The organism is Aeromonas caviae (assembly GCF_000819785.1).
Lineage (GTDB): Bacteria > Pseudomonadota > Gammaproteobacteria > Enterobacterales > Aeromonadaceae > Aeromonas > Aeromonas caviae.
This window is the reverse complement of sequence record NZ_CDBK01000042.1, coordinates 97,432-112,926: the sequence shown is the minus strand read 5'-3', so window position 1 is coordinate 112,926 and position 15,495 is coordinate 97,432. Positions and strand designations below refer to the sequence as shown.

Annotated in this window: 20 protein-coding genes; 5 read left to right on the top strand and 15 right to left on the bottom strand. The window is 60.3% G+C overall.

Annotation, left to right across the window (positions count from 1 at the left end; genetic code table 11):
• Positions 1–2: 2 nt before the first annotated feature.
• From rplV to rpsJ, 7 genes are read right to left on the bottom strand one after another with little or no spacing between them, the layout of a single operon-like run.
• Positions 3–347, bottom strand: a complete 345-nt coding sequence (gene rplV, locus BN1120_RS06595) for a 50S ribosomal protein L22 (protein ID WP_010672561.1) — start codon at positions 345–347, stop codon at positions 3–5.
• A 10-nt stretch (positions 348–357) separates the two neighbouring features.
• On the bottom strand, positions 358–636 hold the full coding sequence (gene rpsS / locus BN1120_RS06590; protein WP_005307960.1) for a 30S ribosomal protein S19: 279 nt from the start codon (positions 634–636) through the stop codon (positions 358–360).
• 22 nt (positions 637–658) lie between these two features.
• Positions 659–1,480: a 50S ribosomal protein L2 gene (gene rplB, locus BN1120_RS06585; protein WP_010672560.1), complete on the bottom strand. Its 822-nt coding sequence runs from the start codon at positions 1,478–1,480 to the stop codon at positions 659–661.
• Between the two features lie 15 nt (positions 1,481–1,495).
• Positions 1,496–1,798: a 50S ribosomal protein L23 gene (rplW, locus tag BN1120_RS06580; protein ID WP_005307955.1), complete on the bottom strand. Its 303-nt coding sequence runs from the start codon at positions 1,796–1,798 to the stop codon at positions 1,496–1,498.
• A complete protein-coding gene (rplD, locus tag BN1120_RS06575; protein WP_005340616.1) occupies positions 1,795–2,400 on the bottom strand; it encodes a 50S ribosomal protein L4 in 606 nt (201 codons plus the stop codon). The genes rplW and rplD overlap by 4 nt, the downstream gene beginning before the upstream one ends.
• A 17-nt stretch (positions 2,401–2,417) precedes the next feature.
• A complete protein-coding gene (gene rplC / locus BN1120_RS06570) occupies positions 2,418–3,050 on the bottom strand; it encodes a 50S ribosomal protein L3 (protein WP_010672559.1) in 633 nt (210 codons plus the stop codon).
• Between the two features lie 22 nt (positions 3,051–3,072).
• Positions 3,073–3,384, bottom strand: a complete 312-nt coding sequence (gene rpsJ, locus BN1120_RS06565; protein ID WP_005307944.1) for a 30S ribosomal protein S10 — start codon at positions 3,382–3,384, stop codon at positions 3,073–3,075.
• Between the two features lie 355 nt (positions 3,385–3,739).
• Here rpsJ and BN1120_RS06560 point away from each other — a divergent pair, with 355 nt between their 5' ends.
• Positions 3,740–4,654, top strand: a complete 915-nt coding sequence (locus tag BN1120_RS06560; RefSeq protein ID WP_042015269.1) for a DMT family transporter — start codon at positions 3,740–3,742, stop codon at positions 4,652–4,654.
• A 36-nt stretch (positions 4,655–4,690) separates the two neighbouring features.
• Here the strand turns inward: BN1120_RS06560 and envZ are convergent, their stop codons facing one another.
• Positions 4,691–6,001, bottom strand: coding sequence for a two-component system sensor histidine kinase EnvZ (envZ, locus tag BN1120_RS06555; RefSeq protein ID WP_042015267.1), 1,311 nt, complete (start codon positions 5,999–6,001; stop codon positions 4,691–4,693).
• Complete coding sequence (ompR, locus tag BN1120_RS06550; protein ID WP_010672556.1) at positions 5,998–6,717, bottom strand: osmolarity response regulator transcription factor OmpR; 720 nt, start codon at positions 6,715–6,717, stop codon at positions 5,998–6,000. Before ompR ends, envZ begins: the two co-directional genes overlap by 4 nt.
• A gap of 202 nt (positions 6,718–6,919) precedes the next feature.
• Here ompR and greB point away from each other — a divergent pair, with 202 nt between their 5' ends.
• Together greB and BN1120_RS06540 are read left to right on the top strand one after the other, a co-directional pair.
• Positions 6,920–7,393 (top strand): transcription elongation factor GreB, encoded by a 474-nt coding sequence (gene greB / locus BN1120_RS06545; protein WP_041214073.1) that lies wholly within the window; start codon positions 6,920–6,922, stop codon positions 7,391–7,393.
• Between the two features lie 266 nt (positions 7,394–7,659).
• A complete protein-coding gene (locus BN1120_RS06540) occupies positions 7,660–9,966 on the top strand; it encodes a Tex family protein (protein WP_042015264.1) in 2,307 nt (768 codons plus the stop codon).
• 58 nt (positions 9,967–10,024) lie between these two features.
• Here BN1120_RS06540 and BN1120_RS06535 read toward each other — a convergent pair whose 3' ends face one another.
• The 3 genes from BN1120_RS06535 to bioH all read right to left on the bottom strand — a co-directional run bounded on the left by BN1120_RS06535 (position 10,025) and on the right by bioH (position 11,858).
• Positions 10,025–10,786: a putative metalloprotease CJM1_0395 family protein gene (locus BN1120_RS06535; protein WP_042015263.1), complete on the bottom strand. Its 762-nt coding sequence runs from the start codon at positions 10,784–10,786 to the stop codon at positions 10,025–10,027.
• Position 10,787: 1 nt separating this feature from the next.
• A complete protein-coding gene (locus BN1120_RS06530; protein WP_010672552.1) occupies positions 10,788–11,021 on the bottom strand; it encodes a hypothetical protein in 234 nt (77 codons plus the stop codon).
• A 72-nt stretch (positions 11,022–11,093) separates the two neighbouring features.
• Complete coding sequence (gene bioH / locus BN1120_RS06525; RefSeq protein ID WP_042015262.1) at positions 11,094–11,858, bottom strand: pimeloyl-ACP methyl ester esterase BioH; 765 nt, start codon at positions 11,856–11,858, stop codon at positions 11,094–11,096.
• A 38-nt stretch (positions 11,859–11,896) separates the two neighbouring features.
• Here bioH and BN1120_RS06520 point away from each other — a divergent pair, with 38 nt between their 5' ends.
• Positions 11,897–12,625, top strand: a complete 729-nt coding sequence (locus tag BN1120_RS06520) for a ComF family protein (protein ID WP_041212175.1) — start codon at positions 11,897–11,899, stop codon at positions 12,623–12,625.
• A gap of 148 nt (positions 12,626–12,773) precedes the next feature.
• A complete protein-coding gene (gene nfuA, locus BN1120_RS06515) occupies positions 12,774–13,352 on the top strand; it encodes a Fe-S biogenesis protein NfuA (protein ID WP_010672549.1) in 579 nt (192 codons plus the stop codon).
• A 68-nt stretch (positions 13,353–13,420) separates the two neighbouring features.
• Here nfuA and gpsA read toward each other — a convergent pair whose 3' ends face one another.
• Genes gpsA through BN1120_RS06500 form a run of 3 tightly spaced genes read right to left on the bottom strand, consistent with a single transcriptional unit; the run spans position 13,421 to position 15,377 of the window.
• Positions 13,421–14,425 carry an NAD(P)H-dependent glycerol-3-phosphate dehydrogenase gene (gpsA, locus tag BN1120_RS06510; protein ID WP_010672548.1) on the bottom strand — a complete coding sequence of 335 codons (1,005 nt, stop codon included), beginning with the start codon at positions 14,423–14,425 and terminating at the stop codon, positions 13,421–13,423.
• Positions 14,426–14,427: 2 nt separating this feature from the next.
• Positions 14,428–14,898, bottom strand: coding sequence for a protein-export chaperone SecB (gene secB / locus BN1120_RS06505; RefSeq protein ID WP_010672547.1), 471 nt, complete (start codon positions 14,896–14,898; stop codon positions 14,428–14,430).
• A gap of 47 nt (positions 14,899–14,945) precedes the next feature.
• Positions 14,946–15,377 (bottom strand): rhodanese-like domain-containing protein, encoded by a 432-nt coding sequence (locus BN1120_RS06500; protein ID WP_042015259.1) that lies wholly within the window; start codon positions 15,375–15,377, stop codon positions 14,946–14,948.
• Positions 15,378–15,495: the final 118 nt, after the last annotated feature.

Here is a 15,495-nt window from a genome sequence, read left to right as displayed (position 1 = left end):
GCTTATCTCCCAGCCTTAGCGTCGGATACCACTACAGTGATGTGAGCGGTACGCTTGAGGATACGATCCGCGCGACCTTTGGCACGCGGGCGGATGCGCTTCATGGAGGGACCTTCGTCTACCATGATGGTGGCAACACGCAGGGTGTCGATATCGGCACCTTCGTTGTGCTCAGCGTTGGCAATGGCAGATTCCAGCACTTTCTTCACCAGAACAGCAGCCTTTTTCGGGCTGAAGGTCAGGATGTTCAGAGCCTTGTCTACGGACAGACCACGTACTTGATCGGCTACCAGACGAGCTTTCTGGGCAGAAGTACGGGCATAACGGTGTTTAGCGATAGCTTCCATCATTTATCCCTTAGCGCTTCTTAGCCTTCTTATCAGCAGCATGGCCGCGATAAGTACGAGTCGGTGCGAATTCACCCAGTTTGTGACCGATCATTTCTTCGGTAACGAAAACCGGAACGTGCTGACGACCATTATGGACAGCGATGGTCAAACCGATCATGTTCGGGATGATCATTGAACGACGGGACCAGGTCTTAACCGGCTTTTTATCCCCGCTTTCCACCGCTTTCTCTACCTTCTTCAGCAAGTGCAGGTCGATAAATGGACCCTTCTTGAGAGAACGTGGCATGGTGATTCCTCTATGTTAACAATTACTTGTTACGACGACGTACGATGTACTTGTCGGTACGCTTGTTCTTACGGGTCTTGAAGCCCTTAGCCTTCTGGCCCCATGGGGACACAGGCTGCATGCCCTTGTTACGACCCTCACCACCACCGTGCGGGTGATCAACCGGGTTCATCGCCATACCGCGAACGGTCGGACGAATACCACGCCAGCGGTTAGCACCGGCTTTACCCAGTTGACGCAGCATGTGCTCGGAGTTACCCACTTCACCGATGGTAGCGCGGCACTCGGCCAGAACTTTACGTACTTCGCCGGAACGCAGACGCAGAGTTACATAGTTACCTTCACGAGCCAGGATCTGGATGAAAGTACCAGCGGAACGAGCCAGCTGGGCACCTTTACCAGGTTTCATCTCAACGGCGTGAACGGTAGAACCGACCGGGATGTTGCGCATCGGCAGGGTGTTACCTACCTTGATGGCAGCATCAGCACCAGAGGCGATTGCATCACCAGCTTTCAGGCCTTTCGGAGCCAGGATGTAACGACGCTCACCGTCTGCATACAGCACCAGGGCGATGTTTGCGGTACGGTTGGGATCGTATTCCAGACGCTCAACTTTGGCCGGAATGCCGTCTTTGTCGCGCTTGAAGTCGATCAGACGGTAGTGTTGCTTGTGACCACCACCGATGTGACGAGTGGTGATACGACCGTTGTTGTTACGGCCACCGGACTTGCTTTTGCTGTCCAGCAGAGCGGCGAAGGGCTTGCCCTTGTACAGCTCTTGGTTGACGATCTTGACGACGTGGCGGCGGCCCGGAGAAGTAGGCTTGCACTTAACGATTGCCATTTTTCAGAACTCCTCTTACTCGGCTGCGCCCATGAAGTCGATGTCCTGACCAGCTTTCAGGGTCACATAAGCCTTTTTCCAATCGGAACGACGGCCTACGCGTGCACCTGCGCGCTTGGTCTTACCCTTCATGTTCAGGGTACGGACGGTCTCAACTTCGACCTCGAACAGTTTCGCAACTGCAGCTTTGACTTCCGCCTTGGTGGCATCAACAGCAACTTTGAACACGATAGTGTTCTGCTTTTCTGCGACCATGGTGCTCTTTTCAGAGATGTGCGGAGCCTTCAGAACTTTCAGCAGACGCTCTTCACGGATCATGCCAGCATCTCCTCGATTTGCTTAACTGCGTCAGCAGTCATCAGAACCTTGTCGAAAGCGATCAGGCTGACCGGGTCGATACCGGCAACGTCACGCACGTCAACTTTGTACAGGTTACGAGCAGCCAGGAACAGGTTCTCATCGACTTCAGCAGTCACGATCAGAACGTCAGTCAGTTCCATTTCTTTCAGCTTGGCGATCAGTTCTTTGGTCTTCGGCGCTTCGATGCCGAACTTCTCAACAACGATCAGGCGCTCTTGACGTACCAGCTCGGACAGGATGCTACGGATAGCGCCGCGGTACATCTTCTTGTTTACTTTCTGGCTGTGATCTTGCGGCTTAGCAGCAAAGGTCACACCACCGGAACGCCAGATGGGCGAACGGATGGAGCCAGCACGGGCACGACCAGTACCCTTCTGACGCCACGGCTTTTTGCCGCCACCAGACACTTCAGAGCGAGTCAGCTGCGCACGAGTACCCTGACGGGCACCAGCGGCATATGCAACGACAACCTGGTGAACCAGAGCTTCGTTGAATTCGCGCCCGAAGGTAGTCTCGGAAACTTCAAGAGCGCTCTTGGCGTCTTTCATTACCAATTCCATTACTATCTCCTCAGACGTTACGCTTTGACGGCAGGTTTGACGATCACGTTGCCGTTGGTTGCACCCGGTACTGCGCCTTTGATGAGCAGCAGGTTGCGTTCAGCGTCAACACGAACCAGTTCCAGGTTCTGAGTCGTTACACGCTCAGCACCCATGTGACCAGCCATCTTCTTGCCCTTGAATACACGGCCCGGGGTCTGGTTTTGACCGATGGAGCCAGGTACACGGTGGGACAGGGAGTTACCGTGGGTCATATCCTGGGTACGGAAGTTCCAGCGCTTAACAGTACCGGCAAAACCTTTACCCTTGGATGTGCCGGTAACGTCTACCAGCTTAACGTCAGCGAGAAGATCTACTTTCAGCTCGCTACCAACAGTGAAAGTTTCACCGTTGTTCAGGCGGAATTCCCACAGACCGCGACCGGCTTCTACACCAGCTTTGGCGAAGTGGCCAGCTTCCGGCTTGGTTACGCGGCTGGCTTTCTTGGCGCCAGTGGTAACCTGAATAGCGTTGTAGCCGTCGGTTTCTACAGATTTGACCTGAGTTACACGGTTAGCTTCAACTTCGATAACAGTCACCGGGATAGAAACGCCATCTTCAGTGAAGATGCGAGTCATACCCACTTTGCGACCTACAAGACCGATTGTCATTGTTATCAACCTCTTTCCGTAATTAACCCAGGCTGATCTGGACGTCTACACCAGCTGCCAGATCCAGACGCATCAGAGCGTCTACGGTCTTGTCAGTCGGCTCAACGATGTCTACCAGACGCTTGTGAGTGCGGATCTCGTACTGATCACGCGCGTCTTTGTTGACGTGCGGGGAGATCAGAACGGTGAAACGCTCTTTGCGAGTCGGCAGCGGGATAGGACCGCGAACCTGCGCGCCAGTGCGCTTAGCAGTTTCAACGATTTCCGCAGTGGATTGATCGATCAGGCGATGATCAAAAGCCTTCAGGCGGATACGGATTCTTTGGTTCTGCATTGACAGAGCTCCAATAGATAAAAGAACATAAATCAACACCGCCCGACCGGGATTACTCCCGCCAGAGGTGTGATTTTTCACGTTTCCTCCCATATCGGGAGGACTGTATGGCTGGCAACTCGTAAACGGGAAGCTCAGCAAGCAGACATATCGTCTGGCTGCCTCATGGGCAAGCGGAGAGGATTATACGGATTTTTTCCACTCACGCAAGTGAAGGCGGACAGATTGTGCGCAATTTTATGTGACAGATGGATCTCGCCAACGGCTGGGCAAGCCCTTGCCTGGCAGGGGTAACGACAATGTTGCAAACAGGCTGATAGACTGCGCCCTCGCCCCTGTCTGCGGAACCCATCCCATGCTCAAGAATCAGAAGAAAGCCTACCAGTACGGGCTCTGTGCCGTCGCCCTCTGGTCCACGGTGGCCAGCGCCTTCAAGATCTCCCTCGCCTACTTTGAACCGGTACAGCTGCTGCTGGTCGCGGCCTGCACCTCGACCCTGACCCTGGGGTGCATCGTGGCCTGTCAGGGCAAACTGCCGCTACTGCTCGACTACATCAAGAGTCGCCCCCTCTACTACCTCGCTCTCGGGGTCCTGAACCCCTTTCTCTATTACCTGCTGCTGTTCAAGGCATATGATCTGCTGCCCGCCCAGCAGGCGCAGACTCTCAACTACACCTGGGCCATCACCCTCAGCCTGCTGGCCGTTCCCTTCCTCGGTCAAAAGCTGCGCCGCCGCGATGGCGTCGCCATCGTGCTCGGCTATTTCGGCGCCCTGGTGATCGCCACCAGGGGGGACGTGTTCGGTCTGCAGTTCGACAGCCCCCTCGGCGTCACGCTGGCGCTGGTGTCGACCCTGATCTGGGCCGGTTACTGGATCCTCAACACCCGCAATCAGGGGGACCCCGTCGTCAGCCTGCTGCTCGGCTTCCTCATCAGCCTGCCCTTCATCATCGTGGCGACCTGGTTGCTCTCGGACTTTGCCATGACCGCCTGGCAGGGATGGGCTGGCGCCATCTATGTGGGGCTGTTCGAGATGGGTTTCGGTTTCGTGCTCTGGCTGATGGCACTGCGCCACGCCACCAACACGGCCCCCATCAGCAACCTTATCTTCATCTCGCCGTTTGCCTCTCTGGTGCTGCTCAACCTGTTGATCGGCGAAACCATTCACCCGGCGACCCCCATCGGGTTGGCTCTCATCGTCGCCGCCCTGCTTATCCAGCAACTCAAATATGGCAAGCGCTACCGCAAGGTGAGCGACCCCCACCCCTGACAGACAAAAGGGCGTATCCCTCGATACGCCCTGCTTTCAATCCATCCACTCCAGCGGCTGGTTCTTGGGTAGCCGGATCTCCACCTGCAAGCCCCCCAGTTCGGAACGCCCCAACCTGATGGTGCCGTGATGCTGGGAGACTATCTTGGCAACGATGGCCAGCCCCAGCCCGCTGCCGCCACCGGTGCGCGCCACATTGCCCTGGGTGAAGGGCTTGAGCAACCGCGAATAGTCCTCTTCTGCGATCCCCGGGCCATTGTCGGAGAGTCGCAGCCGCACCCAGTGGCCATCATCCCTGAGCTCGGCCTGCAACCGGGTCGCACCATAGCGCAGGGAGTTGCCCGACAGATTGTTGAGGATACGGCGAATGCTGATGGGATGGCAGGCCACACGCACCGCCTCCTCCGGCAGGAGCAGCTCCACTTCCAGTCCCTGATCGGTCTGCATCAGCAACGCATCGTGAATGAGCTGGGTCAGGTCGACGGGCCGGGCATCGAGCCCCTCGTTCGGGCGAATGTAGTCGATGAACTGATCGATGATACCGTTCGACTCATCGATGTCCGCATTGATGCTCTCCTTGAGGTACTCATCCCCCGAGGACATCATCTCGGTCGCGAGACGAATGCGGGTAAGAGGGGTGCGCAAATCGTGGGATACCCCGGCCATCATCAGGTTGCGCTCCTCGATCAGCCCCTTGATGGAGCTCGACATGTGGTTGAAGGTGCGGGTCAGGCGGCGCACCTCCCGCGAGCCCTGCTCCCCCAGGGCATCGGGAAAGTTGCCGCGCGCCACCGCCACGGCCCCCGCTTCCAGATCCTCCAGCGGCCGCACCAGCTGACGGGCAAAACGCCAGGCCGCAAACAGGGTCACCACCAGCAAGACGCTCATATAGAGGATGAGCGGTTCGATGTCGTCATCTTCAATTTCCGTCAGGGGAATGCGCACCCACATCTGGCTGGCTTGGGGAGGCTGGATCCAGATGATGTAGTGATCCTGGATTTCAACCCTGACCCTGGTATCCCCTTTCAATTCGCGGCTGATGCTCTGCTCCAGATAGGGGTAGGGCTTGGAATCATTCAGCCCGTGCTGCTCCGCCTCGCTCTGGGTATAGATGTCGCTGCCAGTGGTCACATAGACCAGCGCCTCGGCATCTTCACTGAGCGCCAGCTGGTTGTTGTCCACCGGGAAGATGAGTTTGACCTGGTTTGCCAGCAGGTGGCTGATCTGCTTGACGGTCGGCGCCAGCAGGTAGTTGTAGAAGGTAACGTAGGAGACGACTTGATAGACCACCAGCACGGCAGCCAGAAACCAGAGCATGCGGGAGAACATGCTGCCCACTTTCTTCATGCGTTCTCACCGTCCGGTACGAACACATACCCCAGACCCCAGACGGTCTGCAGATAGCGGGGCTGGGCCGGGTCCTGTTCCAGCAGGCGGCGCAGGCGGGAGACCTGCACATCGATGCTGCGCTCGGTGGCCGTGTACTCGCGACCACGGGCCAGGTTCATCAGCTTGTCACGGGAGAGCGGTTCGCGAGGATGACTCACCAGCACCTTGAGCACGGCGAACTCCCCGCTGGTCAGGGCAACCGGTTCGCCATCACGGCTCAGTTCACGGGTCGCCAGATTGAGCTGGTAGGCCCCGAAACTCACCATCTTCTCCGCCGCGGAAGGGGCGCCGGGCAGCTCCACGGTATGGCGGCGCAGCACGGCGCGGATCCGGGCCAGCAGCTCACGGGGGTTGAACGGCTTGGGCAGATAATCGTCGGCCCCCATCTCCAGACCGACGATGCGATCCACTTCGTCCCCCTTGGCGGTGAGCATCAAGACAGGAATCTGGTTGCCGGCCTCGCGCAGGCGGCGGCAGATGGAGAGGCCGTCTTCCCCCGGCAGCATCAGATCAAGCACCATCAGGCTGAAGTTTTCACGCGTCAGCAGGCGATCGGCCTGCTCCCCGTTGGCGACACCCCGCACTACAAACCCCTGCTCGGTGAGGTAGCGCTCCAGCAAGGAACGCAGTTTCAGATCGTCGTCCACCACCAGGACCTTGTATTGCTGACTCATTGCCACCTCTCTTTTCTGTCTCCCCTCATACTAGAGCCGCCCCCTGCAACCACAAAGCATAAATATGTTACCGGTTATTGCCCTCATTCGGCCCCGGAGCCGGGAAGGATGGATGGCCAGCTCTGCTTTTTGCTCGACAGGGCGGCGACAATGACTAAGATCCCGGGCAACCGGATGCAATTGGCGAGGGAGTGATAACCCCATGAAAACCAAACTCATTACCCGTGAAGGCTACACCAGGCTCCGGCAGGAGCACGACATGCTCTGGCGGGAGGAGAGGCCCGATGTCACCAAAAAAGTAGCTTGGGCGGCAAGCCTGGGTGATCGCAGCGAGAATGCCGATTACCAGTACAACAAGAAACGCCTGCGGGAGATCGACCGCCGGGTTCGCTACCTGCGCAAGTGCCTGGAAGAGCTGACCATAGTCGACTACTCCCCCTCCCAGGAGGGCAAGGTCTTCTTCGGCGCCTGGGTCGAGGTGGAAAACGACGAGGGTGAGACCAAGCGCTTTCGCATCGTCGGCTATGACGAGATCTTCGGCCGCAAGGATTACATCTCCATCGACTCCCCCATGGCACGTGCCCTGCTCAAGAAAGAGGTGGGCGATGAAGCCATGGTTCAAACGCCAGTGGGTGACGCCTGCTGGTACGTCAATGAAATCAGCTATTCCCAATGAGCCAGCCACCGTCATACTGGCGGTCACCGCCCAGGGCGGGCAGGAGAGTCAACCCGGCGAGCTGAAGACCCCCTCCCCGCCTTGTCGGCCAGGGTGGCATCCCGCAGCCCGACCCCATATAGTGCTCACACCCGGCGCCTTGCGGCGCCAACCGGCCCGCGCGGCAGTGGCCTGGCAGGTATCTAAACTATCGCCAGGACAGACCCCCTGTTTGGCGACATAGCCCACGCTGGCCAGTTAGACAGGACCCGACCAAGAGACCCTCGATGCAAAGCCACGTAATAGAACATCAGATCGCCGGTGAGCTGAATGCCCGCCCGGAACAGGTGCAGGAAGCCGTTCGCCTGCTGGACGAAGGCGCGACCGTTCCCTTCATCGCCCGTTACCGCAAAGAGGTGACCGGCGGTCTGGACGACAGCCAGCTGCGTACCCTGGAGAGCCGCCTCGGCTACCTGCGTGAACTGGCGGATCGCCGCCAGGTGATCCTGCGCTCCATTGAAGAGCAGGGCAAACTGACCCCCGAGCTGGCCCGCGAGCTGAACGACGCCGACAGCAAGACCCGGCTGGAAGACCTCTACCTCCCCTACAAGCCCAAGCGGCGCACCAAGGGGCAGATGGCCATCGAGGCGGGGCTGGAGCCACTGGCGGATTTGCTGCTGGGTGACCCCATGAAGGATCCCGAACAGGAGGCGGTTCGCTTCCTCAATATCGAGCAGGGGATCACCGACGGCAAGGCCGCCCTCGACGGTGCCCGCTACATCCTGATGGAGCGTTTCGCCGAGCAGGCGGATCTCCTTGAGAAGTTGCGGGACTACCTGTGGCACAACGCCACCCTGCGTGCCCGCGTAGTGGCAGGCAAGGAGCAGGAAGGGGCCAAGTTCAAGGACTACTTCGAACACGACGAACCCCTGCACAAGGCCCCCTCCCACCGGGTGCTGGCCATGTTGCGCGGCCGCAACGAGGGGATCCTCAACCTGGCGCTGGTCGTCGGCGACGATGAGGGTGCCAGCCCCTGCGAAGGGATCATCGCCCATCACCTCAGACTCAACCTGCAACACCGCCCGGCCGACAAGTGGCTGCAGGGGGTGGTGAGCTGGACCTGGAAGATCAAGCTCTCCCTGCAGATGGAGACCGAGCTGATCGGCCGCATCCGCGAATCGGCAGAAGACGAGGCGATCAAGGTGTTCGCCATGAACCTCAAGGATCTGCTGATGGCAGCGCCGGCTGGCATGCGCTGCACCATGGGGCTGGATCCTGGCATCCGCACCGGGGTCAAGGTGGCAGTGGTGGATGCCACCGGCAAGCTGGTCGATCACGCGACCATCTATCCGTTCGAACCCAAGCGCCAGGTTGACCAGAGTCTCAAGACCCTGAGCGAGCTGTGCCAGAAGCACAAGGTCGAGCTCATCAGCATCGGCAACGGCACCGCATCCCGGGAAACCGACCGCCTGGTGAGCGATCTGTTCGAGCGCTACCCGGCCGCCAAGGCTCAGAAGATTGTGGTGAGTGAAGCGGGGGCATCGGTCTACTCCGCCTCCGAGCTCGCCTCCCAAGAATTCCCGGATCTCGACGTCTCCATTCGTGGCGCCGTCTCCATCGCTCGCCGGCTGCAGGATCCGCTGGCCGAACTGGTCAAGATCGACCCCAAGAGCATAGGTGTCGGCCAGTACCAGCACGATGTCGGCCAGAGCCAGCTGGCCCGCCGCCTCGATGCGGTGGTCGAGGATTGCGTGAACGCGGTGGGGGTGGATGTGAATACCGCCTCGGTCGCCCTGCTCAACCGGGTTTCCGGCCTCTCCCAGACCCTGGCCCAGAACATCGTCGCCTACCGCGACGAGAACGGCGCCTTCCAGCATCGTCAGCAGTTGTTGAAAGTGAGCCGACTCGGGCCCAAGGCATTCGAGCAATGCGCCGGTTTCCTGCGCATTCGCGGCGGCAGCAATCCGCTGGACGGTTCAGCGGTGCACCCGGAATCCTACCCGGTGGTGGAGCGGATCCTCGCCAAGCTGGAGCAGACCGTGGACAGCCTGCTCGGCAACAGCAGCCTGCTGCGCACCCTCAAGCCCACCGACTACACCGACGAGCAGTTCGGGGTGCCTACCGTCACCGACATCATTAGCGAGCTGGACAAGCCCGGCCGCGACCCGCGTCCCGAGTTCAAGACCGCCACCTTCAAGGAAGGGGTGGAGAAAATCAGCGATCTGGTGCCCGAGATGGTGCTGGAGGGTGTGGTCACCAACGTCACCAACTTCGGCGCCTTCGTCGACATCGGCGTCCATCAGGACGGGCTGGTGCACATTTCTTCCCTCACCGATCGCTTCGTCAAGGATCCCCGCGAGGTGGTCAAGGCCGGTGACATCGTCCGGGTCAAGGTGCTGGAAGTCGACGTACCGCGCAAACGCATCAGTCTGACCATGCGTCTGGATGAAAAAGCCGGCCAACCTGCACGCAAACCGACCGAGCCGCGTCACACCGGCAACGCCCGACCGAAACAGGCGCCCCGTCAGAGCGCTCCGACCGAGGGAGCCATGGGCAACGCCTTCGCGGCTGCCCTGTCGAAACTGAAGAAATAAGCCACCAGAATGCAAAAAAGCCCCGAAAGGGGCTTTTTCATGCCTGCACGGAGCGGGATCAAACGTCCTGACTCAGGCTATGCGGGGAGGCTGGCCTCACCGCTTGCTGATAGTGCCTGGCAATCACCTGGTTTCGATTGTCCATATAAGCACCGAGCGGGCCTGTGGTTTCCTGCCTGAGAGTCATCAGATCCTTGCGGGCCTGTGCCTCCTTGCCAGAGGCGGCACGGGCCACACTCATGTCTTGTGACGATGGTTCATCGGGCGCGAGTGCAGCGGCACGCACCTGCTGCATCTTGGCGATGGTCGCGGCGGGATCCCCGGGAATGGTCCCCATGTCGATGACCACCTCCCCCCCGGTGGCATAACGCTTGCCATCCGGCCCACGGGAAAACTGGTAGGTAGGGCTCCCCGCATGCTCGCCGCCGGCTGCCTGGTGAGCCTGCTCGTGCTTGCGAACTTCGAGATCCCGTTCGACCAGCGCAGCCACCTGACGCTGCTGCTTTTGCTGCTCCTGCTGTTCACCCTCCTGACGTTGTCGACGCTCCCCCTCCTCCCCCGTTGCCTCAACAAAACGGTGCGCCACCATCACGGGGCCGGTCTGGCCGTTCTCTTTCGTGGACGAGGATGGGGTGGCGGGATTGGCCTGGGCGGCCCGGGATCTCTCTTTCTGGGAACCGACGCCGGACTCGGCGTTGGACGCTTCGCTCTGGCGGCTGGGGGGCACCAGTTCTGCACGGCGGTTGTCAGTCTGTGCCGATTCCGTCTGCGGCTGCAGTTGATTCGGAATGATGGTCGGCAGACTGACGTTGATGTTCATGTCACACCCGGATATCGATCAGGGTGCCCAGCATGTCGCTGGCCGTCTGGATCACCTTGGCGGATGCCCCGGCATGCAGCTCGGCCACCTTGAGATTCACCAGTTCATCCGGCAACTGCACCTGATCACCCGCTGGCGTATTGAGACGGGCGATCTGGCTGGACGCCTGGCCCGCCAACTGCTCGGCCCGTTGGAACCCCTGCACGCCCGCCGTCATGGCTGATTCGATACGCATTGGCACACTCCTCTGTAGGGTTGGCTAATTATCCACCAACCTGACGAGTTATTGAAGCCTGCCGCTCAAATCTCAGTCAATGAACTGCCGCAGGAGGGTGATGAACTGCTCTGGATGGGAGATGAAGGGAGCATGGGATGCCTTCTCCAGCACCAGACTGTGGCTGGCAGGGTAACGCGCATCCAGCAAGGGAATGGCGGCCTTCGGCACCAGGGTATCCAGCCTGCCGTAAAGACGCAGCCAGGGCAGATCCAGGCCGATCAGTTCATCCCGCAGATCGACCTCGGCCAGCAGGCCCAGACCCGCCTCCAGGGCCGCAAGCCGGGGAGCGGGTCGCTCCGCCAGCCAGTGACGCAACTGGCGAATGTCGTTTCTGGCGTGCTCGCTGCCCATGGCCTGGATCGCGAGGAAGCGCTCTATGGTCTGCATGAAGTCGCCGGCCAGCATCTGGTTGAACCCCGCCAGCACCTTGGGGGCAATCCCGGGCCACTCGTCGCGGGCCATGAAGCAGGGAGAGCTGGCTACGGTAATGAGAGAGAGAAGGCGCTCAGGCATGGTCAGCGCCAACTGGCTCGCCACCAGACCACCGAGGGACCAGCCGAGCAGATGGCATTTTTCAGGCAATATGGCCGCCACCTGCTCTGCCAGCCAGGGCAGGGTGTAGTCTGTCCCTGCTTGCAGGGGGCTGTTGCCAAAGCCGGGCAGGTCCACCAGATGCAGCCGATAGTGGGCAGCCAGTTCTTGGGCAATACCGTGCCAGACGGCCCCGTTCATGCCCCAGCCATGCAACAACACCAGGTCCGGGCCCTGGCCAAACCGCTCAACCGATACGCTCATCTAGACTCAAGATCCCTGTTTATCTGCTTGGAGCCTGCATGTTAAAGCGGCTGCTCGCCAAAGCAAGTCCGATCCTTGGCACCCAGTCCGACTGGCTCGGTCTGTGCCTGCTCTGTCGCCAACCCTGTGACGAGACGCCCTTGTTGTGCTCCTGGTGTCGCCACGCCCAGCGCCAACACGACAGACGATGCCTGATGTGTGCAGCACCGCTGCCGGAGCAACATCGCGAGAGCGAACTGCTGTGCGGTCGCTGCCAGCGCAGACCCGCCCCCTGGGAGCGTTTGCAGGTGATCGGCGATTATCAGGCACCTTATGCCCAACTCATCCCCCGGCTGAAGTATTCCGGTCAGATCCTGCTCGCGCCGCTGCTTGCCCGCCTGCTGGCAGACCATCTGGACCTCGCCAACCCGCCACAGGTCATCATTCCGGTTCCCCTGCACTGGTGGCGCCAGTGGTGGCGCGGCTTCAATCAGGCAGAAGAAATCGGCCAGGCCCTGAGCGCACTCACCGGCATTCCTTGCGACACCCGCGTATTGCGCCGGACAAGGTCGACCCCGCAACAGACCCGGCTCAGTGCCGGCCAGCGGCGACGCAATCTGCGTGGCGCCTTCGAAATAGAACCTCACCACTACCGGCATGTGGCACTGCTTGATGATGTGGTCACCACGGGCGCCACCGCAGGTCAGCTCACCCGGTTGCTTCATGAGCACGGCGTCACCACGGTAGAGGTGTGGGCCATCTGCCGTACCCTCCGACACCTGAAATAACCGGGCAGGGATCCGGCCCGGGAGTCCGCTGGCGGCATGATTCCGATACGCCCGGGCTCACAGGCTCACCATCGGCACGCTACCCAAGCCCCGCCAAGCGAGTTATCATGAATACCCTAGTCGTACACTCAGGTTTATGAGGATAGTGATGATCAGCATTTCCGACACCGCCCAGGCCCACTTCCGCAAGTTGCTGGAGAAGCAGCCTGATGGCACCAACATCCGGGTGTTTGTGGTCAATCCGGGAACCCAGAATGCCGAGTGCGGCGTATCCTATTGCCCACCCGACGCGGTCGATCCGGAAGATCAGCACCTGCCCTTCAGCGGCTTCGACTGCCTGGTCGATCCCCTGAGCGCCCCCTTCCTGGTGGATGCCACCATCGACTTCGTCACCGATCAGATGGGCTCTCAGCTCACCCTGAAAGCCCCCAACGCCAAGATGCGCAAGGTGGCCGACGACGCCCCGCTGATCGACCGTATCGAGTACGTGTTGATGTCCGAGGTGAACCCCATGCTGGCCGGTCACGGCGGCAAGGTCACCCTGGTCGAGCTGACCGACGACAAACTGGCCATCCTGCAGTTTGGCGGCGGTTGCAACGGTTGCTCCATGGTCGACTACACCCTGAAAGAGGGGATCGAGAAGCAGTTGCTGGAGAAATTCCCGGGCGAGCTCAACGGCGTCAAGGATGCCACCGAGCACCAGCGCGGCGACCACTCCTACTACTGATTTGCCCCTTGCGGCAAAGAAAAGGCCCCGCCAGCTGGCGGGGCCTTTTGCATGCTGCGGCTGGCAGATCACTCGTCCTTCTTGTCTCGCGACAGCAGGGCGATGGCCGCCTCTTTCGGATTCTTGCCCTCGTAGAGCACCTTGAAGATCTGTTCGCAGATGGGCATCTCGACGCCACAGCGGGCCGCCAGCAGATGCACCTCCTTGGTGTTGCGATAGCCTTCCACCACCTGGCCTATCTCGGCCATGGCGGTGTCAACCGACTTGCCCGCTCCCAGCGCCAGACCGAAACGGCGGTTGCGCGACTGGTTGTCGGTACAGGTCAGTACCAGATCCCCGAGCCCCGCCATCCCCATGAAGGTCTTGGCGTCGGCCCCGAGGGCGGCGCCCAGACGCTGCATCTCCACCAGGCCCCGAGTGATGAGCGCGGTTCTGGCGTTGGCGCCAAAGCCGAGTCCGTCAGAGAGACCGGCACCGATGGCGATGACGTTCTTGACCGCCCCGCCCAGCTGCAGACCGATGAAGTCCGGATTGGTATAGACCCGGAACGAGCGGCCGCAGTGCAGCAGGTGGGAGAGATCGTCGGCAAAGTCGTCGTGGGTCGAGGCCACCGAGATGGCGGTCGGCAGACCGGCAGCCAGCTCGCGGGCGAAGGTCGGGCCCGAGATGACCGCCAGTGGAATGGCATCCCCCAGCACCTCCCGCGCCACCTCTTGCAGCAGACGGCCGCTGTCCGGCTCCAGCCCCTTGGTGGCCCAGGCGATCCGGGTATCCGGGCGCAGGAAGGGTTTGACCCGGGCCAGTACCTGGCCGAACACATGGCTCGGCACCACCAGCAGCAGCACGGGAGCGGCTTGCACCGCCGCCTGCAGATCCGACGTCAGTTGCAGATCGGCCGGGAAGGGGACATCCGGCAAGAATGCCTTGTTGCAGCGATCCTGTTCCAGCTCGGCGACATGGGCAGGGTCGTGACCCCACAGCAGGGTCGGATGACCATTGCGCGCCAGAGAAATGGCAAGGGCGGAGCCATAAGACCCCGCCCCCAGGACCGAGATTGCGATCTGGTCGGCCATTATCAGGCTTCCGCAGTCGCCTGCTGGGCCTGTACCTGCGCCATGTGCTGGGCGAACAGGGCGTCGAAGTTGACCGGTGCTAGGTTCAGCTGCGGGAAGGAACCCTTGCTCACCAGGTTGGACACCGCTTCGCGGGCATACGGGAACAGGATATTCGGGCAGAAAGCCGCCAGGCAGTGGGCCAGTTGCGGCTCAGGCAGGTTGCCGATGGTGAAGATGCCGGCTTGCTGCACTTCGCACAGGAAGGCGGTCTCGGTTTCCAGCTTGCAGGTGACAGTCAGGGTCAGCACCACTTCATAGACGCTGTCGGCCAGGACATTGGTCTTGGTGTCCATGTCCAGCTTGACGTCCGGCTGCCACTCTTTCTGGAAGATGTGCGGAGTATTCGGGGCTTCGAAGGAGACATCCTTGGTGTAGACACGCTGGATGTGGAATTCCGGTTGCACTTCCTGGTTGTTGATTTCGTCAGCCATTTCGTTTGATTCCTTTTTAAGATAATGAGTGGGCGCAGGCCCTTAAATCAGCGTTTTTTGGTCACCGGCAGATTGTCTGCACGCCATTGGGCCATGCCACCGCTGAGCACATACACCTGCTTGAAACCGGCCTTGCTCAGTTGGCGACCCGCGCCACCAGCGGTCATCCCCGACTCGCACACCACTATGATGGGGGCATCCTTGTGCTTTTCAACCGGACCCAGATTATTCGCCTGGATCTGGGCGAGCGGCAGGTGATGGGCCCCGGCCAGATGACCTTTGGCAAATTCATCCTGACTGCGAATGTCCACGACGGTGGCATTTTCACGGTTGATAAGCAGGGTAGCGGCGTGGTTGTTGACCGCCTTCACTGGAGAAAAACGAACACGCACAGTGGTGTACACCAGGGTGCCTGCCAGGCCCAACCAGGCTGCGGTCAGCAGCGGATTGCGGGCCGCGAAATCCAAATACTCTTGCATCTTCTACTATCCAGGGACCAAGACAAGGGCCCGAGTATACATGGGGCCCTGCATAAGATCAGCCATCTTGGCGGCAAAGCGAGAGCAAGCTCCCATCAGGGATGGCTGCCGATTCTTC

Excerpts from the sequence above, each read along its gene's own strand:
- rplV (WP_010672561.1), bottom strand. The coding sequence starts at position 347 with ATGGAAGCTATCGCTAAACACCGTTATGCCCGTACTTCTGCCCAGAAA.
- rpsS (WP_005307960.1), bottom strand. The coding sequence starts at position 636 with ATGCCACGTTCTCTCAAGAAGGGTCCATTTATCGACCTGCACTTGCTG.
- rplB (WP_010672560.1), bottom strand. The coding sequence starts at position 1,480 with ATGGCAATCGTTAAGTGCAAGCCTACTTCTCCGGGCCGCCGCCACGTC.
- rplW (WP_005307955.1), bottom strand. The coding sequence starts at position 1,798 with ATGATCCGTGAAGAGCGTCTGCTGAAAGTTCTGAAGGCTCCGCACATC.
- rplD (WP_005340616.1), bottom strand. The coding sequence starts at position 2,400 with ATGGAATTGGTAATGAAAGACGCCAAGAGCGCTCTTGAAGTTTCCGAG.
- rplC (WP_010672559.1), bottom strand. The coding sequence starts at position 3,050 with ATGACAATCGGTCTTGTAGGTCGCAAAGTGGGTATGACTCGCATCTTC.
- rpsJ (WP_005307944.1), bottom strand. The coding sequence starts at position 3,384 with ATGCAGAACCAAAGAATCCGTATCCGCCTGAAGGCTTTTGATCATCGC.
- BN1120_RS06560 (WP_042015269.1), top strand. The coding sequence starts at position 3,740 with ATGCTCAAGAATCAGAAGAAAGCCTACCAGTACGGGCTCTGTGCCGTC.
- envZ (WP_042015267.1), bottom strand. The coding sequence starts at position 6,001 with ATGAAGAAAGTGGGCAGCATGTTCTCCCGCATGCTCTGGTTTCTGGCT.
- ompR (WP_010672556.1), bottom strand. The coding sequence starts at position 6,717 with ATGAGTCAGCAATACAAGGTCCTGGTGGTGGACGACGATCTGAAACTG.
- greB (WP_041214073.1), top strand. The coding sequence starts at position 6,920 with ATGAAAACCAAACTCATTACCCGTGAAGGCTACACCAGGCTCCGGCAG.
- BN1120_RS06540 (WP_042015264.1), top strand. The coding sequence starts at position 7,660 with ATGCAAAGCCACGTAATAGAACATCAGATCGCCGGTGAGCTGAATGCC.
- BN1120_RS06535 (WP_042015263.1), bottom strand. The coding sequence starts at position 10,786 with ATGAACATCAACGTCAGTCTGCCGACCATCATTCCGAATCAACTGCAG.
- BN1120_RS06530 (WP_010672552.1), bottom strand. The coding sequence starts at position 11,021 with ATGCGTATCGAATCAGCCATGACGGCGGGCGTGCAGGGGTTCCAACGG.
- bioH (WP_042015262.1), bottom strand. The coding sequence starts at position 11,858 with ATGAGCGTATCGGTTGAGCGGTTTGGCCAGGGCCCGGACCTGGTGTTG.
- BN1120_RS06520 (WP_041212175.1), top strand. The coding sequence starts at position 11,897 with ATGTTAAAGCGGCTGCTCGCCAAAGCAAGTCCGATCCTTGGCACCCAG.
- nfuA (WP_010672549.1), top strand. The coding sequence starts at position 12,774 with ATGATCAGCATTTCCGACACCGCCCAGGCCCACTTCCGCAAGTTGCTG.
- gpsA (WP_010672548.1), bottom strand. The coding sequence starts at position 14,425 with ATGGCCGACCAGATCGCAATCTCGGTCCTGGGGGCGGGGTCTTATGGC.
- secB (WP_010672547.1), bottom strand. The coding sequence starts at position 14,898 with ATGGCTGACGAAATCAACAACCAGGAAGTGCAACCGGAATTCCACATC.
- BN1120_RS06500 (WP_042015259.1), bottom strand. The coding sequence starts at position 15,377 with ATGCAAGAGTATTTGGATTTCGCGGCCCGCAATCCGCTGCTGACCGCA.